The sequence below is a fragment of the Micromonospora sp. NPDC002411 genome (assembly GCF_053592955.1).
Genome location: NZ_JBSFBM010000013.1, coordinates 14,408 through 36,045 on the forward strand (window position 1 = coordinate 14,408; position 21,638 = coordinate 36,045).

Sequence of the window (21,638 nt, forward strand, 5' to 3'; positions counted from 1 at the left end):
CATGACGCGGCCTGCGCGCACAATTCTCCGAAATTATCACCAAAAGGGACAATGGCTCTTACTCTGGGCCACATGGTGTATCGGTACGAGTCCGATGAGGACGCTTTCGAGGAGTACCCGGAGCCCGGGTCCGATCTGTCGGTGCTCGGCGCCGGTCCGCCCCCGCCGGCCGGGCCATCTCCGTCACGCTTCCCCACGCCGTCGCTGCCTCGGCCGAATCAGCTCTCGCTGCCGTCATCCACGCAGCGGTCGTCCTCGCTGCCGTCATCCCCGCAGCTGCCGTCGTCGCCACAGCTGCCGTCGTCGCCACCGCCGCCGACCCGTGCCGAGATCCCGCCCGCCGAGCCCCTGGGCCAGGTCTACACCTCCGCGACGCCGATGGAGGCGCCAGCCCGGCGCGGCGGCGGCCGACTGTGGCAGGTACTGATCGGCGGGGCAGCCGTCCTCGTACTGCTCGCCCTCTGCGGCCTGGGTGCCGCCGCGCTGCTCACCGAACGCCAACCGCAACCGCAGTCCACCCCGACGCTCCAACCGAACGCCGCACCGCCGTCCGCTCCGGCGGAGCGGCTGACCCTGGACTCCCGGGACACCGACCAGGCCCCGCTCACCGCCAAGGAACTCTTCCCCGGCAAGGAGGTGAAGCTCGGCGACGGCCAGTCGACCTACCAGGTCGTCAAGACCCAGTCCAGCGGCAGTTGCGCCGTCGCCGCCACCGGCGAGGTCGCCGACCTGCTGGTCCGACTCGGCTGCAACCAGGTCGTCCGGGCGACCCTGCGCACTCCCGACGGCAACCACCTGGTCACCGCCGGCCTGTTCAACCTCACCGACAAGGTCAGCGCCGAACGGGCCCGGGACCGGGTTCGACAGCTGCTCGACGAGCGGCAGGGACGGTTCCGCGGGCTCACCGGCACCGAAGGCGACGGCACCGGCGTGCTGACCAGCGCCCCGGCACGGGTCGGCTGGCAGGTACGCGGGCACTACCTGGCGTACGCCCTGGTGGTCCGCGAGGACGGTACGGCAATCAAGGCGGGTGACGCCAAGGTCGGCGAGATCCTGTTCGACATGATCGAGCTGCACCTCAGCCGTGGAGTGCTGCAACAACGCGCCGACGGTGGCACCGCCGCACAGCCGACGGCAGCACCGACGGAGACCAACGGCACTCAGGGCGGCAGCACCGGGGACGACGACCTGCCGGGTGACTGACCCGCAGGTCAGCCCTCGATGGGGACCCGCAGCCGGCGGGTGAGGTCGGCGCGGCGGGCGTAGTCCGCCGGATCGGCCGGGTAGCCGACCGCTACCAGCGTCAAGCCACGCGCCGGTGCCACTGTCACCTCGCTGGAGCGAACCTGCTGGGTGAGCAGGCTGCCCGGCCACTCGACCGGGCGCCGGCCGTCGCCCGCCACCAGCATCGCCCCCACCAGGCTGCGCACCATCGCCTGGCAGAACGCGTCGGCCTGGACGGTGGCGACCAGGATGCCGTCGGGGTCGCGCCGCCAGTCCAGCCGGGTGACCTCGCGCAGGGTGGTCGCGTTCTCCTTGCGCCGGCAGTACGCGGCGAAGTCGTGTTCCCCGACCAGGCCGCCGGCAGCAGCGTTCAGCGCGGCCAGGTCCAGCGGCTTCGGCCAGGCCAACACCTCGTGCCGGCGCAGCGGCTCCGCGCCGAAGGGCGCGTCGGTGACCCGGTACTCGTAGCGCCGGAAGGTCGCCGAGAACCGGGCGTCGAAGTCCGCCGGCACCTCGGTCATCGCGCGTACGCGCACGTCGGTGGGGAGCAGCCGGGCCAGGCGTCGCAGCAGCCGCCCCTCGTGCTCCCGCCACACGTCGGCGGGCAGGTCCAGGTGGCACACCTGCCCGGTGGCGTGAACGCCCGCGTCGGTGCGTCCGGCCACCGTCAGCCCGGTGGCAGTACCGGCGCCGAGGACCAGGTCCAGGGTCTCGACAAGCACGCCCGCGACGGTGCGCCGGGTCGGCTGGGCGGCCCACCCGGAGAAGTCAGTGCCGTCGTACGAGACGTCCAGCCGCAGCCGGATCAGCTCGTCCACCTCGTACCTCCTGTAACGGGTCGGGCCCGACACCCCGATGGGGTGCCGGGCCCGACAATGCCCTTGATCAGGCCTTGTTCTCGGTGGCCTCGTCGCTGTCCTCGCGGGCAGCGTCGGTGTCACCGGACGCCGACACCGGCGCCTCGGAGTCCTGATCGGTCTCGGCCGACTTCGGGGCCTCCTCGGCCGGGGCGAGCGCCTCGACCTTGTCCTGCTGCGCGGCCTTGCGGGCGGCGGTCTTCTTGTTCACCTTCGGCTCGGCGACCTGAAGCTCTTCCACCAGCTCGATGATCGCCATCGGAGCGTTGTCACCCTTGCGCGGACCGGTCTTCACGATCCGGGTGTAACCGCCGGGGCGGTTGGAGTACCGGGGCGCGATCTGGTCGAACAGGGCGTAGACGACGTCCTTGTCCTTGACGACACCCAGCACCCGCCGACGCGAGGCGAGGTCACCGCGCTTGGCCTTGGTGATGAGCTGCTCGGCCAGCGGACGCAGCCGCCGAGCCTTCGTCTCGGTGGTCTGGATCTTGCCGTGCTGGAACAGCGCAGTGGCCAGGTTGGCCAGCATCAGCCGCTCGTGCGAGGGGCTGCCGCCGAGGCGGGGGCCCTTGGTGGGCGTGGGCATTTTTGGTGCTCCTCAGTTGTGGCGGCAGCGCGGACTAGAGCTGCTCGGTCTCGCGGTAGTCGTCGGTGTCGTAGTCGGCCTCGCCGAAGGTGTCCACGACGTGCGCCGGGTCGAAGTTCGGAGCCGAGTCCTTCAGCCCGAGACCCATCCCGGCGAGCTTCATCTTGACCTCGTCGATCGACTTCTGACCGAAGTTGCGAATGTCGAGGAGGTCGGCCTCGGTACGCCCGATGAGCTCACCAACGGAGTTGATGCCCTCGCGCTTGAGGCAGTTGTAGGAGCGGACGGTGAGGTCCAGCTCCTCGATCGGCAGAGCGAGGTCCGCCGCCAGCTGGGCGTCCTGCGGGGACGGCCCGATGTCGATGCCCTCGGCGGTCTCGTCCAGCTCCCGGGCCAGCCCGAAGAGCTCCACCAGCGTCGAACCGGCGGAGGCCAGCGCGGTACGCGGGCCCATCGACGGCTTGGTCTCGACGTCGATGATCAGCCGGTCGAAGTCGGTGCGCTGCTCCACACGGGTCGCCTCGACGCGGTAGGTCACCTTCAGCACCGGCGAGTAGATCGAGTCGACCGGGATCCGGCCGATCTCCGCACCGGACTGCTTGTTCTGCGCGGCCGTGACGTAACCCCGGCCCCGCTCGACGGTCAGCTCCATGTCGAGCCGGCCCTTGCCGTTGAGGGTGGCGAGCTTGAGATCCGGGTTGTGCACCGAGACGCCGGCCGGCGGCTGGATGTCGCCCGCGGTCACGTCGCCCGGGCCCTGCTTGCGCAGGTACATGCTGACCGGCTCGTCGTGCTCGGAGCTGACGCACAGCTCCTTGATGTTCATGACGAGCTCGACCACGTCCTCCTTGACACCGGGGATCGTGGTGAACTCGTGCAGCACGCCGTCGATCTTGATCGAGGTGACGGCCGCGCCCGGGATCGACGACAGCAGCGTACGCCGCAGCGAGTTACCCAGGGTGTAGCCGAAGCCCGGCTCCAGCGGCTCGATGGCGAACCGCGACCGGGTCTCGTTGATCGACTCCTCGGACAGGGAGGGTCGCTGGCTGATGAGCATCTTTTCTCTTCTCTTCCGGGACGCCCGCTATTTGACGTCCACGACACAAACTGTTCCGGTGGCCCGCCCTTCCGGACGGGCCACCGCAACGAGCCCGACTACTTGGAGTAGAGCTCGACGATCAGCTGCTCCTGGACCTGCGTGTCAATGACCTGCCGGGCCGGGAGGGAGTGCACGAGCACCTTCATCTGGCTCGGGATGGCCTCAAGCCACGCCGGGACCGTCTTCGAGCCGGCCTGGGCCTGCGCGACGACGAACGGGGTGAGCTCCTTGCTCTTGCCCCGAACCTCGATGATGTCGTGCTCCTTGACGCGGTACGACGGGATGTCGACCTTCTTGCCGTTCACCGTGAAGTGACCGTGCTTGACCAGCTGGCGGGCCATGTCCCGCGAGTGGGCGTAGCCGGCCCGGTAAACGACGTTGTCGAGCCGCGACTCGAGGATCTGCAGGAGGACCTCACCGGTCTTGGCCTGCTTGCCAACGGCTTCCTCGTAGTAACCGCGGAACTGCTTCTCCAGCACGCCGTAGACGCGGCGGGCCTTCTGCTTCTCGCGGAGCTGGAGCAGGTACTCCGTCTCCTTGGTGCGGCCGCGGCCGTGCTGCCCGGGCGGGAACGGCCGGGACTCGAACGGGCACTTCGGACCATCGCACTTGCTGCCCTTGAGGAACAGCTTCATCTTCTCCCGCCGGCAACGGCGGCAGTCTGCACCGGTGTAACGAGCCATCTCTCTCTACCTCTCAGACCCGGCGACGCTTCGGCGGACGGCACCCGTTGTGCGGCTGCGGGGTGACGTCGGCGATCTGCCCGACCTCGAGGCCCACTGCCTGCAGCGAACGGATGGCGGTTTCCCGGCCGGAGCCGGGGCCCTTGACGAACACGTCGACCTTGCGCATGCCGTGCTCCATGGCGCGACGCGCGGCAGCCTCGGCGGCCAGCTGCGCGGCGAACGGAGTCGACTTGCGGGAGCCCTTGAAGCCCACCTGGCCAGCGGAGGCCCAGGAGATGACCGCACCGGTCGGGTCCGTGATGGACACGATGGTGTTGTTGAACGTGCTCTTGATGTGCGCCTGCCCGTGGGCGACGTTCTTGCGTTCCTTGCGCCGGACCTTCTTTACAGCGGCTCCGGCACGAGCCTTCGGTGGCATAAGTCTTCTGCGCTCCTAGTTGACTTCCGATACAGGTTGCGGCCTGGCCGTGCTCGGCGGACCTAGACCCGTATTCCGGTCTACGTCTTACTTCTTGCCGGGCTTCTTCTTGCCGGCCACGGTCCGCTTCGGGCCCTTGCGGGTCCGGGCGTTGGTCTTGGTCCGCTGGCCACGCACGGGCAGGCCCCGGCGGTGCCGGATGCCGGCGTAGCAGCCGATCTCAACCTTGCGGCGGATGTCAGCGGCGACCTCGCGGCGCAGGTCGCCTTCAACCTTGTAGTTGCCCTCGATGTGGTCGCGGAGCTGCACGAGCTCCTCGTCCGTGAGGTCCCGAGCGCGCTTGTCCGGCGAAATGCCGGTGGCGGCGAGCGTCTCCAGGGCGCGGGTGCGACCGACCCCGAAGATGTAGGTGAGCGCGATCTCCAACCGCTTTTCGCGGGGGAGATCCACGCCGACTAGACGTGCCATGTGCGGGCGTACTCCTCGTTATGTGTGGCGGAGGTGTGGACCCGTCCCACCCCGCTACCGGCCGTCCCGTCTTTCCGACGCGATAAGCGCCGGCGACCGGGATCGGTCGCTGCCCAAGCGGGCCCCGGCCTCCGACCGGGGGTCAGCCACGAAGGAGTACGTCTCGCGTACCGCTCGCGGCTGGGACGAGCATGTGTGATGTGTGGGGCTGACTCAGCCCTGGCGCTGCTTGTGGCGCGGGTCACTGCAGATGACCATGACCCGGCCGTGCCGGCGGATAACCCGGCACTTCTGGCAGATCCTCTTGACGCTCGGCTTGACCTTCACGGTTGCCTTACTTCCCATCTGGCCCGGGGACGCGCGCTGCGCGACGCCGGACGTCGAAGACGGACACGGGACTTCCCGGCCGCCGTCAGGACTACTTGTAGCGGTAGACGATGCGCCCGCGGGTCAGGTCGTACGGCGAGAGTTCGACGACGACCCGGTCTTCCGGCAGGATGCGGATGTAGTGCTGCCGCATCTTCCCGCTGATGTGAGCCAACACCTTGTGGCCGTTCGCGAGCTCCACCCGGAACATGGCGTTCGGCAGGGGCTCGATGACCCGACCCTCGATCTCAATGGCTCCGTCTTTTTTCGGCATGTCCTCCGCTGTCCTGACGTCGATTGCTCCGGGCGGCCCACAACGCCTTACACGGAAATCTGATCTTGATCAGAAGACCGCGCCAGCCGCGGCTCCAGCTCCCACCGAAGCGCAGGGTGGGCATGCGGGAGTGGACGCTGTGCGCCGATCTGAAAGTGTACGCCCGCCAGCAGTCGCCCGCCAAACCGGCCACCCACCCCGACCCGCAGACTCTCGTCGATCATGAAGTTGACGTCACGACACGCCGTGGCCGGTGGCAACAACTTCATGATCGACCGGTTGCCCCCTGGGGGCTTTAGGCGGTGGGCGGTTCGTCGTCCCGTTCGCCGGCGCGCAACTCGCGCTTACGCTCCCGCTTCGACCGCTTACGCTGCCGACGGCGCTCCCGCTCGATCGACTGGCGCTGGGGCTCTCCCCCGGTCAGCCCCGTGATCGTGCGGACCAGCAGCACCGCGCCCCACGGCCCGGCCACCCAGACCGGCCAGAAGTAAAGCAGGTCCCGGCTGAGCAGCGAGGTCACCGCCCAGATCGTCACCACGATGGCTACCACGTTGAGGTACGGCAGCCACACCTCGGCCAGCCAGCGGGCGGTGACGCCACGGGTGGCGACCGGGCCGGGCTGGCCGCCCAGAGAGCCCACCGCCGGTGCCGTGGCCGAAGCCGGCGCCAGAGCGGACCGCTGCGGGGGCGTCACCGGCGGCAGATCCGTCAGCAGCGCTTCGAGATCGGCGTACGTGCGCGCTGCATAGGCCCGCTGCAACCGCTCGTCGTACTCGTGGAGGTCCAACCGGCCCTCGTTGAGGGCGACCCGCAACCGTTCGGCCACCGCTTCACGGTCCGCGTCGGCCGCTCGCATCCCGTCGCGCCCGTCCATGCCGGCAAGCATGCCACCGCCCCGCCAGTCCGGCCCGCCCGCGTCCCGGTCCCGCGCGCCCATGATCCACTCCAGATCGCCGACGTGGCGGTGTCCGAGCGACCTGCCACCGCCAGATCGGCGATACCGAGTCGATCATCAGAGTGGAGCGGTGTCGGGGTGCGCTGGCCGGTCGCCACACGGTCCGGGCGGTCACGTGGCCCGCCGGTCGGGGGTGACCGCCCGGCGAGGGGTGCCCCGACCGGATTCGGCCGGTCAGGAGGTCGTGGAGACCGCGGGCTGGCGGGCGGTGACCAGATCACCCAGTCGGGCCCGGCCCCCGTCGAACGCGGTGAGCACCCAGACCCCGTCCGGCAGCAGAGCCATCGAGTGCTCGACGTGCGCCGCCACCGAGCCGTCCCGGGTGACCACCGTCCACCCATCGGACAACTCGACGGTACGCGGGGACGCCATCGTGATCATCGGCTCGATCGCCAACGCCATGCCGGCGACCAGGCGTGGACCCTTGCCCGGGCGGCCGTGGTTGAGCACGTGCGGGTCCTGGTGCATCTCCGTGCCGATACCGTGCCCGCCGTAGCCGTCGACGATGCCGTACCGGCCACCCTTGCGGACGGCGGTCTCCACCGCGTGCGAGATGTCAGTGAGCCGGCCCTTGCCGCTCGCCGCGCCACGGGCGGCGGCGGCGATACCGGCCCACATGGCGTCCTCGGCGACCTCGGCCATCTTCAGCAGCGCCGGGTCGACGTCGCCGACCCCGACGGTGATCGCGGAGTCGCCGTGCCACCCGTCCAGCACCGCGCCGCAGTCGATGGAGATGAGGTCTCCCTCGGAGAGCACCTGCTTCGGCGAGGGGATGGCGTGCACGATCTGCTCGTTGACCGAGGAGCAGATGGACGCCGGAAAGCCGTGGTAGCCCTTGAACGACGGAACGCCACCCGCCTCGCGGATCGTCGACTCGGCGATGGCGTCCAGATCGGCGGTGCTCACGCCGGGGGCGACAGCCTCCCGCATCCGGCGAAGCGCCTCGGCCACCACCAGCCCGGCGGCCCGCATCTTCTCGATCTGGTCAGGGGTCTTCAGCTGGATGTCCAGCTGGGGACGACGCATGGAGCGATTACCTTTCGTTGCCGAACAGCGGGGCACGTCTCGCGTACCCCGCTGTTCGCACTCTATCCGCCGTGACTCGGCCGGACCTCAGCCGCCGTACGACCGCAGGGCGTCGATGGCCCGGGTGGTGACGTCCTCCACCGGGCCGGTGGCGTCGATCCCGACCAGCTTGCCCTGGGCGCCGTAGTAGTCGACCAGGGGCGCGGTCTTCTCGCTGTATTCCCGGAGCCGAGTCGCGATCGTCTCCGGCTTGTCGTCGTCGCGCTGGAACAGCTCGGCGCCGCACCGGTCACAGATGCCCGGTCGGGTGGTGGCGTCGAACTCGACGTGCCAGATCTTGCCGCAACCCCGGCAGGTACGCCGGCCGGACAGCCGCCGGATCACCTCGTCGTCGTCGACCACCAACTCCAGGACCAGATCGAGCGCCGTCCCCAGGTCGGCGAGGAGCTTGTCCAGAGCGGCAGCCTGCGGAGTGGTCCGCGGGAAACCGTCGAGCAGGAACCCCTCGCTGGCGTCGGGCTCGGCCAGCCGGTCCCGGACCATGTTGATGGTGACCTCGTCCGGAACCAGCTCGCCCGCGTCCATGTACCGCTTCGCCTCGACACCGAGCGGAGTGCCCTGGGTGACGTTCGACCGGAAGATGTCCCCGGTCGAGATCTTCGGCACCGAGAGGTGCGCGGCGATGAACTCGGCCTGAGTGCCCTTGCCCGCGCCCGGCGGGCCAACCAGAACGAGTCTCATCTACCGCAGGAACCCTTCGTAGTTCCGCTGCATGAGTTGGCTCTCGATCTGCTTCACGGTCTCCAGACCGACGCCGACCATGATGAGCACAGCGGTGCCGCCGAACGGGAAGTTCTGGTACTGCTGGTTGTCCAGCCAGATGAAGAAGAAGTTCGGCAGGATCGAGATGACGCCCAGGTAGAGCGCGCCCGGCAGGGTGATCCGGCTGAGGATGAAGTCCAGGTAGTCGGCCGTCGGCTTGCCCGGGCGGATGCCCGGCACGAACCCGCCGTACTTCTTCATGTTGTCCGCGACCTCGGTCGGGTTGAACGTGATCGAGACGTAGAAGTACGTGAAGAAGATGATCAGCAGGAAGTAGACCGCGATGTAGATCGGGCTGCTCGGGTTGACCAGGTTGTTCTGGATCCACGCCTGGGTCTTGCCCGGGTCGTTCTGGTCGAAGAACTGCAGGGCCAGCTGCGGCAGGTAGAGCAGCGACGAGCCGAAGATGACCGGGATGACACCCGCCTGGTTGACCTTGAGCGGGATGTAGGTCGAGGTGCCGCCGTACATCCGCCGGCCGATCATCCGCTTGGCGTACTGCACGGGGATCCGGCGCTGCGCCTGCTCGATGAAGGTGACCGCGGTGATGACCACCAGGACCAGCGCGATGACCAGGGCGAACATGTCCCAGCCCTTGCTGGTCTTGATCTGCCAACCCTCGCTGGGCAGGCGGGCCGCGATCGAGGTGAAGATCAGGACGGACATACCGTTGCCGACGCCGCGGTCGGTGATCAGCTCACCGAGCCACATGACCATGCCCGTGCCGGCGGTCATCGTCATCACCAGGATGGTCAGGGTCAGCCAGTCCGGGATGCCGGTGCCGGTGGGGATGATCGGGAACTGGTCGCACTTGTTCTGGAACAGCTGCCCGGAGCGGGCCAGGGCCACGAACGCCGAGGCCTGCAGCACACCGAGGCCGAGGGTCAGGTAGCGCGTGTACTGCGTGATCTTCGCCTGACCGGCCTGGCCCTCCTTGCGGAGCTGCTCCAGACGCGGGATCACGACGGTCAGCAGCTGCAGGATGATCGACGCGGTGATGTAGGGCATGATGCCCAGCGCGAAGACCGAGAGCTGCAGCAGCGCTCCGCCGGAGAAGAGGTTGAGCAGGTTCACCACCCCGGTGGTGTCACCCTGAATGGTGTCGAGGCACTTCTGCACGTTGCCGTACGAGACGCCCGGGCTGGGGAGCGTCGCACCCAGCCGGTAGACCGCGATGATGCCTACTGTGAACAGCAGCTTCTTGCGCAGGTCAGGCGTACGGAACGCACTGAGAAAGGCGGACAGCAACTTCTTCCTCCTGCGCGAGGCGGGCCGCCGGTGATCCCTGGCGGGTCGGGGTGGATCACGGGCGAGCGCCCGCAATCCATGACTGGGATGGGACTCTAACAGCCCTACCCCGCTACGGGCAGATGCGCCCGACTACATAAATCGATTCCGATATTACCGGGCGCTAGGACCCCAGGCAGACCATGGCGCCCGCCAGTTGCTCACACAACCGGACGGGCGCCATGGGTCTTACGCCTTACAGCTCGGTGACGGAGCCACCGGCGGCAGCGATCTTCTCCTTGGCCGACGCACTGAACGCGTGCGCCGACACCTGGAGCGCCACACCGCCGAGGTCCCCGGTGCCGAGGACCTTGACCGGGTGACCCTTGCGGACCGCGCCGGCCTCGACCAGCTCCAGCGGGCCGACCTGGCCACCGTTCGGGAACAGCTCAGCGAGTCGGTCCAGGTTGACCACCTGGAAGACCACCTTGAACTTGTTCTTGAAGCCCTTCATCTTGGGCAGACGCATGTGGATGGGCATCTGCCCACCCTCGAACGCCGCCGAGATGTTCTTGCGGGCCTTGGAACCCTTGGTACCGCGACCGGCGGTCTTGCCCTTGGAACCCTCACCGCGACCCACACGGGTCTTCGCGGTCTTGGAACCGGGCGCCGGGCGCAGGTGATGCACCTTGATCGTCATTACTCGACCTCCTCGACCTTCACGAGGTGGTTGACCGTGAAGATCATGCCGCGGATCTCGGGCCGGTCCTCTTTGACCACCACGTCGTTGATCCGCTTGAGACCGAGCGAACGCAGCGAGTCACGCTGGTTCTGCTTGGTCCCGATACCGGACCGGAGCTGGGTGACCTTCAGGCGTGCCATCAGGACGCCACCCCCGCCCGCGACGCCAGCATGGCGGCCGGCGCGACGTCCTCCACCGGCAGACCACGACGCGCTGCGACCTGCTCGGGGGACTCAAGCCCCTTCAGGGCCGCCACGGTGGCGTGCACGATGTTGATCGGGTTCGACGAGCCGAGGCTCTTGGAGAGCACGTCGTGGATACCGGCGCACTCCAGCACGGCACGCACCGGACCACCGGCGATGACACCCGTACCGGCCGAGGCCGGCTTGAGCAGCACCACACCAGCGGCGTCCTCACCCGTCACCGGGTGCGGGATCGACTGGCCGATACGCGGAACCTTGAAGAAGTGCTTCTTGGCCTCCTCGACACCCTTGGCGATGGCCGCGGGCACCTCCTTGGCCTTTCCGTAGCCCACGCCGACCGTGCCGTCGCCGTCGCCCACGATCACCAGGGCGGTGAAGCTGAAGCGACGACCACCCTTCACGACCTTGGCGACGCGGTTGATCGCGACGACCCGCTCAAGGTGCGGGGTCTTCTCGACGGGCGCGTTTCCGCGGCCGCCCTCACGGCGGTTGTCGCGGCGACCACCCTCGTTGCCACCGGACCCGCCGCCACGGCGCTGTTGACCTGGCATCAGCAGCCTTCCTTATCTCTCGTGACGGGGTTGTTAGAACTCGAGCCCGGCTTCGCGGGCGGCGTCGGCAAGCGCGGCGACACGCCCCGCGTACCGGTTGCCACCGCGGTCGAAGACGACCTTGGAGACGCCAGCGGCCTTGGCCCGCTCGGCGAGCAGAGCGCCCACCTTGCCGGCGAGGGCGCTCTTGTCGCCCTCCGCACCGCGCAGCGAGGCGTCCAGGGTCGACGCCGACGCCAGGGTGTGACCCTTGGAGTCGTCGACGACCTGGGCGACCATGTGCCGCAGCGAACGGGTGACGACCAGGCGCGGACGCTCGGCCGTACCGGTGACGTTCTTGCGGACGCGGAAGTGTCGACGCGCACGCCCGACGGCGCGCTTGGCGGCGACACCGCGGCGGCGCTTGAGCAGCGTGGCGCTCACTTCTTACCTGCCTTTCCGGCCTTGCGGCGGATGACCTCGCCCTGGTACTTCACGCCCTTGCCCTTGTAGGGCTCCGGCGGGCGGATCTTCCGGATGTTGGCGGCGACCTCACCGACCTGCTGCTTGTCGATGCCAGCAACGTGGAACAGGGTCGGCCGCTCCACCGTGAAGGTGATGCCCGCCGGGGCGGCGACGACCACCGGGTGCGAGAACCCGAGCGCGAACTCGAGGTCCGAACCCTTGGCGGTGACCCGGTAACCGGTGCCGGCGATCTCCAGGCTCTTGCGGTAGCCCTCGGTGACCCCGACGATCATGTTGGCAACCAGCGTACGGCTCAGGCCGTGGAGTTCCTTGGCCTTGCGCTCGTCGTTCGGCCGGTTGACGCTCAGCTGCCCATCCTCGGCCCGCTCGATCGTGATCGGCTCGGCGAGGGTGTGCTCAAGCTGGCCCTTGGGCCCCTTGACCTTGACGGTCTGCCCGTCGATCGTGATGTCGACGCCGGTCGGTACCGGGATCGACTTACGTCCAATTCGCGACATTTCTACCTGTCTCCCGTTACCAGACGAAGGCGAGGACTTCCCCGCCAACACTCCGCTTGCGGGCCTGCCGGTCGGTCAGCAGCCCCTGGGACGTCGAAATGATCGCCACGCCCAGCCCACCGAGCACCCGCGGGAGCCCGTCCGACTTGGCGTACACCCGGAGACCGGGCTTGGACACGCGCTTGATGCCGGCCAGGCTCCGCTCGCGGTTCTGGCCGTACTTCAGCTCGACGACCAGTCGCTTGCCGACGGCGCCCTCCTCGGGCTCCTCGACCGACCAGGTGGCGATGTAACCCTCGGCCTTCAAGACCTCGGCGATGTTCGCCTTGATCTTGGAGTAGGGCATCTTCACCTGATCGTGGTACGCCTGGTTGGCGTTACGCAGACGCGTGAGCATGTCTGCGATCGGGTCGGTCATCGTCATGGATTTCGTCAGCCTTTCTCGCCGGGGTTCCCGGGGCATCAGCCCCGGGCCTACGGCGAAGAGCAATACCTAATCGGTGCAGGAGTTCCCGGCCGACGGCCGGGACGCGGTCGCCCTTACCAGGAAGCCTTGGACACGCCCGGCAGCTCACCGCGGTGAGCCATCTCCCGGATGCAGACCCGGCAGAGCCCGAACTTGCGGTAGACCGCCTTCGGACGCCCGCACCGCTGGCAGCGGGTGTACGCGCGAACCGAGAACTTCGGCTTCGCGGCCGCCTTGATGATCAGCGCCTTCTTGGCCATCTCAGTTCTCCTTGAACGGGAAGCCCAGGAGCTTGAGCAGCGCCCGGCCCTCGTCGTCGGTCGTGGCGGTCGTGACCACCGTGATGTCCATGCCCCGCTGGCGATCGATCCTGTCCTGATCGATCTCGTGGAACACCGACTGCTCGGTCAGACCGAACGTGTAGTTGCCGTGCCCGTCCAGCTTGCGCCCGTCCAGACCGCGGAAGTCGCGGATACGCGGCAGCGCGATGGAGAGCAGCCGGTCCAGGAACTCCCACATCCGGTCACCGCGAAGGGTGACCTTCGCGCCGATCGGCATGCCCTCACGCAGCTTGAACTGCGCGATGGACTTGGTCGCCCGCCGCACCTGCGGCTTCTGGCCGGTGATCGTGGCGAGGTCACGGACCGCGCCGTCGATCAGCTTGGCGTCGCGAGCAGCCTCGCCGACACCCATGTTGACGACGATCTTGACCAGCCGCGGCACCTGCATGGGGTTGCCGTAGCTGTGCTGCTCACGCAGCTGGGCCACGATCTCGTTGCGGTACCGCTCCTTGAGGCGCGGCATGGTCTTTTCGGTAGCCGTGGTCATCACAGGTCCTTACCGGTGCTACGCGCGATGCGGACCTTCTGGCCGTTGTCGTCGATCCGGTAACCGACGCGGGTCGGCTTGCCGTCGGAGTCCAGGACCTGCACGTTCGAGACGTGGATCGGGGCCTCCTGGGTGACGATGCCGCCGGTCTTGGCGCCACGCTGGGTGGTGCTGATGCGGGTGTGCTTCTTGACCCGGTTCACGCCCTCGACCAGGACCTTGTCCTGCCGCGGGTAGGCCGCAATGACCTTGCCCTTGGCACCCTTGTCCTTGCCGGCGATGACGACGACCGTGTCGCCCTTCTTGACCTTCACGGTCACAACACCTCCGGCGCGAGGGAAATAATCTTCATGAACCGCTTGTCCCGCAGCTCCCGGCCCACCGGGCCGAAGATGCGGGTACCACGCGGGTCCCCGCCGTCCTTGATGATGACGGCGGCGTTCTCGTCGAAGCGGATGTACGAGCCGTCCGGCCGCCGCTTCTCCTTGGCCGTGCGAACGACGACAGCCTTGACGACGTCGCCCTTCTTCACACCGGCACCCGGGATGGCGTCCTTGACCGTGGCCACGATGACGTCGCCGATGCTCGCGTAGCGCCGACCCGAGCCACCGAGAACCCGGATGCACAGGATCTCCCGAGCACCCGTGTTGTCGGCGACGCGCAGTCGCGACTCCTGCTGAATCACGTCTATCTCCTATGTCTGCCGGTTCTCCGGCCGCCGTGGCGGCCGGAGCCTGGCGGAACCAACGCCCGACGCAACGCCGGGCGAGCTCGAGCCTTCGCTACTTGGCCTTTTCCAGGATCTCCACGATCCGCCAACGCTTGGTGGCGCTCAGCGGCCGGGTCTCCATGATGAGAACCCGGTCACCGGTGCCAGCGGCGTTCTGCTCGTCGTGCACCTTCAGCTTGCTCGTACGGCGCATGATCTTGCCGTACAGCGCGTGCCGAACCCGGTCCTCGACCTCGACCACGACGGTCTTGTCCATCTTGTCGCTGACCACCAGGCCCTCACGGACCTTGCGGCGGGACCGCGCGGTGGCGGTGGCGGTGTCTTCGGTCATGATGCAGTCACCTCAGTCGGCGCGGCCGAGAGCCCCAGCTCGCGCTCGCGCATGATCGTGTAGATCCGGGCGATCTCCCGACGGATGACCTGCAACCGCCGGTTGTTGTCCAGCTGCCCGGTTGCGGCCTGCACGCGGAGGTTGAACAGCTCCGCCTTGGCCTCCCGCAGCTTCGTGACCAGCTCCTCCTCGGAGAGCTCACGCAGCTCGGTCGCCTTAACGCCCGCTGCCATCAGGATTCACCCACTTCGCGCGTAACAATGCGGCACTTCATCGGGAGCTTGTGGATCGCGCGACGCATGGCCTCTCGCGCGGTCTGCTCGTTGGGGAAGGACATCTCGAAGAGAACCCGCCCCGGCTTGACGTTGGCGACCCACCACTCGGGCGAACCCTTACCGGAACCCATCCGGGTCTCAGCAGGCTTCTTGGTGAGGGCCTGGTCCGGGAAGATCGTGATCCAGACCTTGCCACCACGCTTGATGTGGCGAGTCATCGCGATACGTGCCGACTCGATCTGCCGGTTCGTCACGTACGCCGGCTCGAGAGCCTGGATCCCGAACTCGCCGAACACCACCCGGTTACCACCCTTGGACGCGCCACTGCGGTCCGGGTGGTGCGGCTTGCGGAAGCCCTTCGGGGGCTTGCGCGGCATCAGCATCTGTCAGCCCTCCTGCTGCGTTTCTGCCGGAGCAGCCGCGGCGGCGACAGCGGAGCTGTCGACCGGCTCGCCGCTCGGCGTCTCGGCCTGCTGCGCGATGGTGGTCGCAGCAGCCCGGCCGGCCTCGGTGCCACCAGCCGTGGTGCCGGACGAACCCGACCGGCCACGGCGCGGACGCTCGGGACGGTCGCCGCGCTCACCACGACGCGGACGGGACGGACCGGCCTCGGCCGGAGCCTCCCGGCCCGGAACGGCGTCGCCCTTGTAGATCCAGACCTTCACACCGATCCGACCGAACGTGGTACGGGCCTCGAAGAAGCCGTACTCGATGTTGGCCCGCAGCGTGTGCAGCGGAACCCGGCCCTCACGGTAGAACTCGGTCCGGCTCATCTCGGCACCGCCGAGGCGACCCGAGACCTGAACCCGGATGCCCTTGCAGACCGGGTTCTTCATCGCCGACTGCATGGCCTTGCGCATCGCCCGACGGAAGCTGACCCGGCTGGACAGCTGCTCGGCCACGCCCTGCGCGACCAGCTGAGCGTCCGACTCGGGGTTCTTCACCTCGATGATGTTCAGCTGAACCTGCTTGCCGGTGAGCTTCTCCAGCTCGCCGCGGATCCGGTCGGCCTCCGCACCCTTACGGCCGATGACGATGCCCGGCCGGGCGGTGTGGATGTCGACCCGAACCCGGTCGCGGGTGCGCTCGATGTCGACCTTGGAGATCCCGGCACGCTCGAGGCCCTTGGACATCATGCGGCGGATCTTGACATCCTCGCCGATGTAGTCCTTGTAGAGCTTGTCCGCGAACCAGCGAGACTTCCAGTCGGTCGAGATGCCGAGCCGGAACCCAGTGGGGTGAACCTTCTGACCCATTACTCGGCGTCCTCCGTCTTGCTCTGCGCTTCGGCCGGTGCGGCCTCCGTGGCCGGGGCGGCCTTCTTGGCCGCGGCCTTCCTCGGCGTTGCCGGCGCGACCGCTTCGACCGCCACGGTGATGTGGCACGTGCGCTTGCGGATGCGGTAGGCCCGACCCTGGGCCCGCGGCTGGAACCGCTTCATCGTCGGACCCTCGTCCACGAAGGCCTCGCTGACGAGCAGCGCGTCGGGGTCCAGCCGCTCGTTGTTCTCCGCGTTGGCGATCGCGCTAGCGAGCACCTTGTACACCTGCTCGCTCGCAGCCTGCGGCGCGAACTGCAGCACCGTGAGCGCCTCCTTCGCGGGCAGGCCGCGGACGAGGTTGACCACCCGGCGCGCCTTCATCGGCGAGATGCGCACGTGCCGCGCAACCGCCCGCGCGCCCGGAAGCACCGGAGCGTCGCCCTTTCCTGGCATCGCTGTAACCCCTTGTTCCCTCTATCCGTATGCCTGGCGGCGTCAGCGCCGACGGCTCTTCCGGTCGTCCTTCTCGTGACCCTTGAACGTGCGGGTCAGCGCGAACTCGCCGAGCTTGTGCCCGACCATCGCCTCGGTCACGAACACCGGGACGTGCTTGCGTCCGTCGTGCACGGCGATCGTGTGCCCCAGCATCTCGGGGATGATCGTCGAGCGCCGCGACCAGGTCTTGATCACGTTCTTGGAGCCCTTGTCGTTCTGAACTTCCACCTTCTTGAGCAGGTGGTCGTCTACGAACGGGCCCTTCTTCAGGCTGCGAGGCATGTCTTATCTCCCTCAGCCGCGCTTACGCGTGGCGTAGCGACGGCGGACGATCAGCCGGTCACTCGGCTGGCCCTTACGGCGGGTGCGGCCCTCGGGCTTACCCTGCGGGTTGACCGGGTGGCGACCACCGGAGGTCTTACCCTCACCACCACCGTGCGGGTGGTCGACCGGGTTCATGGCGACACCACGGACGGTCGGGCGCTTGCCCTTCCACCGCATACGGCCGGCCTTGCCCCAGTTGATGTTCGACTGATCGGCGTTGCCGATCTCGCCGATGCTGGCGCGGCAGCGCACGTCCACACGCCGGATCTCGCCGGACGGCATACGCAGGGTCGCGTACGCGCCCTCACGGCCGAGCAGCTGGATGCCGACGCCGGCGGAACGAGCCAGCTTGGCACCGCCACCCGGACGCAGTTCCACGTTGTGGATCGTGGTACCGACCGGGATGTTGCGCAGCGGCAGGTTGTTGCCGGGCTTGATGTCGGCGCCCGGACCGGACTCGACGCGGTCGCCCTGCTTCATGTCCTTCGGCGCGATGATGTACCGCTTCTCGCCGTCGGCGTAGTGCAGCAGCGCGATGCGCGCCGTGCGGTTCGGGTCGTACTCGATGTGAGCGACCTTCGCCGGCACGCCGTCCTTGTCGACCCGCTTGAAGTCGATCAGACGGTACTGGCGCTTGTGACCGCCGCCGTGGTGCCGCGTCGTGATCCGGCCGTGGGCGTTACGCCCGCCCTTCTTCGGCAGCGGAGCCAGCAGCGACTTCTCCGGCGTGGACCGGGTGATCTCGGCGAAGTCAGCGACACTCGAGCCACGTCGGCCCGGCGTCGTCGGCTTGTACTTACGGATAGCCATTGTCTACACCCCTCAGCTGACCGGGCCGCCGAAGGCCTCGATGCGGTCACCGTCAGCCAGCTTCACGATCGCCCGCTTGGTCGCCTTGCGCTGACCGAAGCCGGTCTTGGTGCGCTTGCGCTTACCCTGGCGGTTGAGCGTGTTGACCGTCAGGACGCGGACGTTGAAGATCTGCTGGATAGCGATCTTGATCTCGGTCTTGTTCGCGTCCGGGTGCACCAGGAAGGTGTACCAGTTCCGGTTCAGCTCGCTGTAGCTCTTCTCCGAGACGACCGGCGCCACGATGATGTCGCGCGGGTCGGCGATCGTGCTCACTTGCCACCCTCCTCGGTGGTCTCGGCGGGCACGCCCAGGAACTCGTCCAGGGCGTCCTTGGTGAAGACCACGTCGTCGGCCACGAGCACGTCGTACGTGTTCAGCTGGCCGGACTCGATCAGGTGCACGCGCGGCTCGTTGCGCAGCGACACCCAGTTCAGCTCGTCGGTGCTGCTCAGCACGACCAGGACCCGACGGGCCTCGGTGAGCTTCGCCAGCGTGGCCAGGGCCGCCTTGGTCGACGGCTTCTCGCCCGAGACGAACGCCTCGACGACGTGCACCTGCCCGGCGCGGGCCCGGTCGGAGAGGGCACCCCGCAGAGCGGCGGCCTTCATCTTCTTCGGGGTCCGCTGGCTGTAGTCGCGCGGCACGGGACCGTGCACGACGCCACCGCCGGCGAACTGCGGCGCGCGGATCGAGCCCTGACGGGCGCGACCGGTGCCCTTCTGCTTGTACGGCTTCTTGCCGCCACCGGCGACCTCGCCGCGGGTCTTGGCCTTGTGCGTGCCCTGTCGGGCCGCCGCGAGCTGGGCCACCACGACCTGGTGCATCAGCGCGACGTTGGCCTGCACGTCGAAGATGTCCGCCGGCAGCTCGACCGAGCTGCTGGTGGTGCCTTCGACGGTGCGCACGTCAACGGTGGTCACTTGGCCGCACCGCCCTTCTTCACCTTGCTCTTCGCCGCGGTACGGACCAGAACGAGCGCGCCCTTCGGACCGGGGATGGCACCCCGGACGAGCAGCAGGTTGTTCTCGGTGTCGACCGCCTGGACGGTGAGGTTCTGCACGGTGTACCGCACGCCACCCATCCGGCCGGCCATCCGGGTGCCCTTGAAGACACGACCCGGAGTGGCGCACGCGCCGATGGAGCCGGGCGAGCGGTGCTTGCGCTCGACACCGTGACCGGCGCCCAGACCGTGGAAGCCGTGCCGCTTCATCGGGCCGGCGTAGCCCTTGCCCTTGGTCTTGCCGGTGACGTCGATGGTGACGCCGGCCGGGAACTCCTCGACAGTGACTTCCTGGCCGAGCGAGTATTCCCCCGCGTCCGTGGTGCGCAGCTCGACGATGTGCCGGCGCGGCGCCACGTCCGCCTTGGCGTAGTGCCCGCTGATCGGCTTCTTGACCTTGCGCGGGTCGATGGTGCCGTAGGCCAGCTGGACCGCGGAGTAACCGTCCTTCTCGGCGCTACGAACCTGGCTGATGACGCACGGGCCGGCCTCGACCACGGTCACGGGAACAACGCGGTTGTTGTCCCAGACCTGGGTCATGCCGAGCTTGGCGCCCAGGATCCCCTTGACTTGCCTGTCCATTTGTCCGGTCCCTACAGCTTGATCTCGATGTCGACGCCAGCCGGCAGGTCGAGGCGCATGAGCGAGTCGACCGTCTTCGGGGTCGGGTCGATGATGTCGATCAGCCGCTTGTGCGTGCGCATCTCGAAGTGCTCGCGCGAGTCCTTGTACTTGTGCGGCGAGCGGATAACGCAGAAACGGTTGATCTCCGTGGGCAGCGGCACCGGGCCCGCGACCTGCGCCCCGGTGCGCGTCACCGTCTCGACGATCTTCCGAGCCGAGGAGTCGACGACCTCGTGGTCATAGGCCTTGAGCCGGATGCGGATCTTCTGTCCCGCCATGGTGGCTTCTGTTCCTTCTCTCGATGCCGCTGTGTTGCGGGCGCCTGTACCGGCTGGTACAGGCCCACTTCGCCGACCCCCGCGGTCGGGCGTGTCGCGCCCTCGGGCCGAGCTCCGCCCCATGGTTCCGGAGTGGTGCTGACCGCGCGGTGGGTCAAGGCGCCGATCGCATTACCGCGACCTGAACGCCGTGCGAGGGTGGTTGGCGACTGGGCCGCCAACCACCCTACGCTCGACTGACTCGCCACCCGGAGGTTCAGCGAAAGCCGAACACAGGCGACGAACTGTCGTTACGCAACCTGACTAGTATGCCGCACGACCGGCGGCGGGTCTAATCGGGGTTACCTAGTTCACTTGACGATCTTGGTGACGAACCCGGCGCCGACGGTGCGGCCACCCTCGCGGATCGCGAACTTGAGGTTCTCCTCCATGGCGATGGGCTGGATCAGCTTCACCGACATGGTGGTGTTGTCACCCGGCATGACCATCTCGGTGCCCTCGGGGAGGGTGACGACACCGGTGACGTCCGTGGTCCGGAAGTAGAACTGCGGACGGTAGTTCTGGAAGAACGGGGTGTGGCGGCCACCCTCCTCCTTGGAGAGGATGTAGACCGTCGCCTCGAACTCCGTGTGCGGGGTGGTGGTGCCCGGCTTCACGACGACCATGCCGCGCTCGACGTCCTCGCGCTTGGTACCACGCAGCAGCAGGCCGACGTTCTCACCTGCGCGGGCGTCGTCCAGGGTCTTCCGGAACATCTCGATCGCGGTGACCTTGGTCTTGAAGCCCTTCTCGCGGATGCCGACGACCTCGACGTCCTCGTTCGGCAGCAGCACGCCGCGCTCCACACGACCGGTGACGACGGTGCCACGACCGGTGATCGTGAACACGTCCTCGACGGGCATGAGGAACGGCTTCTCGGTCTCGCGCTCCGGCTGCGGGATCGCGGTGTCGACCGCGCTCATCAGCTCGAGGAGCTTCGCGGTCCAGACCGGGTCACCCTCGAGCGCCTTCAGCGCGGAGACCTGGACGACCGGCAGGTCGTCACCCGGGTACTCCTGCGAGGAGAGCAGCTCGCGGACCTCGAGCTCGACGAGCTCCAGGAGCTCCTCGTCGTCGACCATGTCGCTCTTGTTGAGCGCCACGACGATGTACGGCACGCCCACCTGACGAGCCAGCAGCACGTGCTCGCGGGTCTGCGGCATCGGGCCGTCGGTCGCCGCGACCACCAGGATCGCGCCGTCCATCTGCGCGGCACCGGTGATCATGTTCTTGATGTAGTCCGCGTGACCGGGGCAGTCAACGTGCGCGTAGTGCCGCGCCTCGGTCTGGTACTCGACGTGCGCGATCGAGATCGTGATGCCGCGGGCCTTCTCCTCCGGCGCCTTGTCGATCTCGTCGAACGGCGTGTAAGGGTTCAGGTCCGGGTACTGGTCGTGCAGGACCTTGGTGATGGCCGCCGTCAGCGTCGTCTTACCGTGGTCGATGTGACCAATGGTGCCGATGTTGACGTGCGGCTTAGTCCGCTCGAACTTAGCCTTCGCCACTGGTGTCCTCCTGTGGACTTCTTGGTTCGTACGCCCGGCGCGCCGGTCGGCGCTTAGGACTCTGTCGACAGCCTTTCCGGCCAGACGGCCGGAGAGCCTTTGTGGGTTCTGCGGCGATGAAGCCTACAGGCCCGGTCTCACGCGATCCGATCGTGGTGGCCGCG

The 21,638-nt window shown here is 68.0% G+C and carries 35 protein-coding genes; 1 reads left to right on the forward strand and 34 read right to left on the reverse strand.

All coding sequences use genetic code 11. The annotated features are described in order from the left end of the window. The first annotated feature begins 72 nt into the window (after positions 1–72). Positions 73–1,203: a hypothetical protein gene (locus tag ACWCO3_RS03320; RefSeq protein ID WP_450008261.1), complete on the forward strand. Its 1,131-nt coding sequence runs from the start codon at positions 73–75 to the stop codon at positions 1,201–1,203. An 8-nt stretch (positions 1,204–1,211) separates the two neighbouring features. On the opposite strand, the gene truA is transcribed toward ACWCO3_RS03320, so the two are convergent. From truA to tuf, 34 genes are all read right to left on the reverse strand, one after another. Continuing rightward, entirely contained in the window at positions 1,212–2,042 is an 831-nt protein-coding gene (gene truA, locus ACWCO3_RS03325; protein WP_354888681.1) for a tRNA pseudouridine(38-40) synthase TruA, read from the reverse strand. Positions 2,043–2,109: 67 nt separating this feature from the next. Then, complete coding sequence (rplQ, locus tag ACWCO3_RS03330; protein ID WP_145778903.1) at positions 2,110–2,667, reverse strand: 50S ribosomal protein L17; 558 nt, start codon at positions 2,665–2,667, stop codon at positions 2,110–2,112. 34 nt (positions 2,668–2,701) lie between these two features. Then, positions 2,702–3,724: a DNA-directed RNA polymerase subunit alpha gene (locus ACWCO3_RS03335; protein ID WP_007465227.1), complete on the reverse strand. Its 1,023-nt coding sequence runs from the start codon at positions 3,722–3,724 to the stop codon at positions 2,702–2,704. 98 nt (positions 3,725–3,822) lie between these two features. Next, positions 3,823–4,449: a 30S ribosomal protein S4 gene (rpsD, locus tag ACWCO3_RS03340; RefSeq protein WP_007465229.1), complete on the reverse strand. Its 627-nt coding sequence runs from the start codon at positions 4,447–4,449 to the stop codon at positions 3,823–3,825. A 13-nt stretch (positions 4,450–4,462) separates the two neighbouring features. After that, complete coding sequence (rpsK, locus tag ACWCO3_RS03345; protein ID WP_030329919.1) at positions 4,463–4,870, reverse strand: 30S ribosomal protein S11; 408 nt, start codon at positions 4,868–4,870, stop codon at positions 4,463–4,465. 87 nt (positions 4,871–4,957) lie between these two features. Continuing rightward, a complete protein-coding gene (rpsM, locus tag ACWCO3_RS03350; protein WP_030329917.1) occupies positions 4,958–5,338 on the reverse strand; it encodes a 30S ribosomal protein S13 in 381 nt (126 codons plus the stop codon). A 213-nt stretch (positions 5,339–5,551) separates the two neighbouring features. Then, positions 5,552–5,665, reverse strand: a complete 114-nt coding sequence (rpmJ, locus tag ACWCO3_RS03355) for a 50S ribosomal protein L36 (RefSeq protein WP_088952025.1) — start codon at positions 5,663–5,665, stop codon at positions 5,552–5,554. A gap of 91 nt (positions 5,666–5,756) precedes the next feature. After that, positions 5,757–5,978 (reverse strand): translation initiation factor IF-1, encoded by a 222-nt coding sequence (infA, locus tag ACWCO3_RS03360; RefSeq protein WP_007073013.1) that lies wholly within the window; start codon positions 5,976–5,978, stop codon positions 5,757–5,759. A 295-nt stretch (positions 5,979–6,273) separates the two neighbouring features. Then, complete coding sequence (locus tag ACWCO3_RS03365; protein ID WP_450008271.1) at positions 6,274–6,852, reverse strand: DUF1707 SHOCT-like domain-containing protein; 579 nt, start codon at positions 6,850–6,852, stop codon at positions 6,274–6,276. A gap of 255 nt (positions 6,853–7,107) precedes the next feature. After that, positions 7,108–7,959 (reverse strand): type I methionyl aminopeptidase, encoded by an 852-nt coding sequence (map, locus tag ACWCO3_RS03370; RefSeq protein WP_145778902.1) that lies wholly within the window; start codon positions 7,957–7,959, stop codon positions 7,108–7,110. Between the two features lie 87 nt (positions 7,960–8,046). Beyond that, complete coding sequence (locus ACWCO3_RS03375; protein WP_088950228.1) at positions 8,047–8,700, reverse strand: adenylate kinase; 654 nt, start codon at positions 8,698–8,700, stop codon at positions 8,047–8,049. Further along, positions 8,701–10,029 carry a preprotein translocase subunit SecY gene (secY, locus tag ACWCO3_RS03380; protein ID WP_145778901.1) on the reverse strand — a complete coding sequence of 443 codons (1,329 nt, stop codon included), beginning with the start codon at positions 10,027–10,029 and terminating at the stop codon, positions 8,701–8,703. A gap of 235 nt (positions 10,030–10,264) precedes the next feature. Further along, positions 10,265–10,708, reverse strand: a complete 444-nt coding sequence (rplO, locus tag ACWCO3_RS03385) for a 50S ribosomal protein L15 (protein ID WP_088987584.1) — start codon at positions 10,706–10,708, stop codon at positions 10,265–10,267. After that, positions 10,708–10,890 carry a 50S ribosomal protein L30 gene (gene rpmD, locus ACWCO3_RS03390; protein WP_030329904.1) on the reverse strand — a complete coding sequence of 61 codons (183 nt, stop codon included), beginning with the start codon at positions 10,888–10,890 and terminating at the stop codon, positions 10,708–10,710. Before rpmD ends, rplO begins: the two co-directional genes overlap by 1 nt. Next, entirely contained in the window at positions 10,890–11,504 is a 615-nt protein-coding gene (gene rpsE / locus ACWCO3_RS03395; protein WP_013288621.1) for a 30S ribosomal protein S5, read from the reverse strand. The genes rpmD and rpsE overlap by 1 nt, the downstream gene beginning before the upstream one ends. Before the next feature lie 33 nt (positions 11,505–11,537). Further along, positions 11,538–11,927: a 50S ribosomal protein L18 gene (rplR, locus tag ACWCO3_RS03400; RefSeq protein ID WP_145778900.1), complete on the reverse strand. Its 390-nt coding sequence runs from the start codon at positions 11,925–11,927 to the stop codon at positions 11,538–11,540. After that, the gene (gene rplF / locus ACWCO3_RS03405) at positions 11,924–12,466 is read right to left on the reverse strand and encodes a 50S ribosomal protein L6 (protein ID WP_145778899.1); all 543 of its coding nucleotides are present in this window, start codon (positions 12,464–12,466) and stop codon (positions 11,924–11,926) included. The genes rplR and rplF overlap by 4 nt, the downstream gene beginning before the upstream one ends. 16 nt (positions 12,467–12,482) lie before the next feature. After that, a complete protein-coding gene (gene rpsH, locus ACWCO3_RS03410; RefSeq protein WP_007465270.1) occupies positions 12,483–12,890 on the reverse strand; it encodes a 30S ribosomal protein S8 in 408 nt (135 codons plus the stop codon). 116 nt (positions 12,891–13,006) lie between these two features. Continuing rightward, complete coding sequence (locus ACWCO3_RS03415) at positions 13,007–13,192, reverse strand: type Z 30S ribosomal protein S14 (RefSeq protein ID WP_007465272.1); 186 nt, start codon at positions 13,190–13,192, stop codon at positions 13,007–13,009. Between the two features lies 1 nt (position 13,193). Next, a complete protein-coding gene (gene rplE / locus ACWCO3_RS03420) occupies positions 13,194–13,760 on the reverse strand; it encodes a 50S ribosomal protein L5 (RefSeq protein WP_074314595.1) in 567 nt (188 codons plus the stop codon). Further along, the gene (rplX, locus tag ACWCO3_RS03425) at positions 13,760–14,080 is read right to left on the reverse strand and encodes a 50S ribosomal protein L24 (RefSeq protein ID WP_007465276.1); all 321 of its coding nucleotides are present in this window, start codon (positions 14,078–14,080) and stop codon (positions 13,760–13,762) included. Before rplX ends, rplE begins: the two co-directional genes overlap by 1 nt. Next, positions 14,077–14,445, reverse strand: coding sequence for a 50S ribosomal protein L14 (gene rplN / locus ACWCO3_RS03430; RefSeq protein WP_007073026.1), 369 nt, complete (start codon positions 14,443–14,445; stop codon positions 14,077–14,079). The genes rplX and rplN overlap by 4 nt, the downstream gene beginning before the upstream one ends. 97 nt (positions 14,446–14,542) lie before the next feature. Continuing rightward, positions 14,543–14,821 (reverse strand): 30S ribosomal protein S17, encoded by a 279-nt coding sequence (gene rpsQ / locus ACWCO3_RS03435; protein ID WP_112584814.1) that lies wholly within the window; start codon positions 14,819–14,821, stop codon positions 14,543–14,545. Next, entirely contained in the window at positions 14,818–15,054 is a 237-nt protein-coding gene (gene rpmC, locus ACWCO3_RS03440) for a 50S ribosomal protein L29 (RefSeq protein WP_007465283.1), read from the reverse strand. Before rpmC ends, rpsQ begins: the two co-directional genes overlap by 4 nt. Further along, complete coding sequence (gene rplP, locus ACWCO3_RS03445; RefSeq protein WP_053653940.1) at positions 15,054–15,479, reverse strand: 50S ribosomal protein L16; 426 nt, start codon at positions 15,477–15,479, stop codon at positions 15,054–15,056. The genes rpmC and rplP overlap by 1 nt, the downstream gene beginning before the upstream one ends. 3 nt (positions 15,480–15,482) lie before the next feature. Further along, positions 15,483–16,352 carry a 30S ribosomal protein S3 gene (gene rpsC, locus ACWCO3_RS03450; RefSeq protein ID WP_145778898.1) on the reverse strand — a complete coding sequence of 290 codons (870 nt, stop codon included), beginning with the start codon at positions 16,350–16,352 and terminating at the stop codon, positions 15,483–15,485. Continuing rightward, positions 16,352–16,810 (reverse strand): 50S ribosomal protein L22, encoded by a 459-nt coding sequence (gene rplV, locus ACWCO3_RS03455; RefSeq protein WP_088987577.1) that lies wholly within the window; start codon positions 16,808–16,810, stop codon positions 16,352–16,354. The genes rpsC and rplV overlap by 1 nt, the downstream gene beginning before the upstream one ends. 42 nt (positions 16,811–16,852) lie before the next feature. Next, positions 16,853–17,134, reverse strand: a complete 282-nt coding sequence (gene rpsS, locus ACWCO3_RS03460; RefSeq protein WP_007465299.1) for a 30S ribosomal protein S19 — start codon at positions 17,132–17,134, stop codon at positions 16,853–16,855. A gap of 12 nt (positions 17,135–17,146) precedes the next feature. Continuing rightward, positions 17,147–17,986: a 50S ribosomal protein L2 gene (rplB, locus tag ACWCO3_RS03465; protein ID WP_030329891.1), complete on the reverse strand. Its 840-nt coding sequence runs from the start codon at positions 17,984–17,986 to the stop codon at positions 17,147–17,149. 12 nt (positions 17,987–17,998) lie between these two features. Beyond that, the gene (rplW, locus tag ACWCO3_RS03470) at positions 17,999–18,301 is read right to left on the reverse strand and encodes a 50S ribosomal protein L23 (protein WP_007465304.1); all 303 of its coding nucleotides are present in this window, start codon (positions 18,299–18,301) and stop codon (positions 17,999–18,001) included. After that, complete coding sequence (gene rplD, locus ACWCO3_RS03475; protein ID WP_088987575.1) at positions 18,298–18,948, reverse strand: 50S ribosomal protein L4; 651 nt, start codon at positions 18,946–18,948, stop codon at positions 18,298–18,300. Before rplD ends, rplW begins: the two co-directional genes overlap by 4 nt. Then, positions 18,945–19,610 carry a 50S ribosomal protein L3 gene (gene rplC, locus ACWCO3_RS03480; RefSeq protein WP_088987574.1) on the reverse strand — a complete coding sequence of 222 codons (666 nt, stop codon included), beginning with the start codon at positions 19,608–19,610 and terminating at the stop codon, positions 18,945–18,947. The genes rplD and rplC overlap by 4 nt, the downstream gene beginning before the upstream one ends. Positions 19,611–19,621: 11 nt before the next feature. After that, positions 19,622–19,930, reverse strand: a complete 309-nt coding sequence (gene rpsJ, locus ACWCO3_RS03485) for a 30S ribosomal protein S10 (RefSeq protein WP_007073037.1) — start codon at positions 19,928–19,930, stop codon at positions 19,622–19,624. Between the two features lie 350 nt (positions 19,931–20,280). Beyond that, on the reverse strand, positions 20,281–21,474 hold the full coding sequence (gene tuf, locus ACWCO3_RS03490; protein ID WP_145778897.1) for an elongation factor Tu: 1,194 nt from the start codon (positions 21,472–21,474) through the stop codon (positions 20,281–20,283). Between the last annotated feature and the right edge of the window lie 164 nt (positions 21,475–21,638).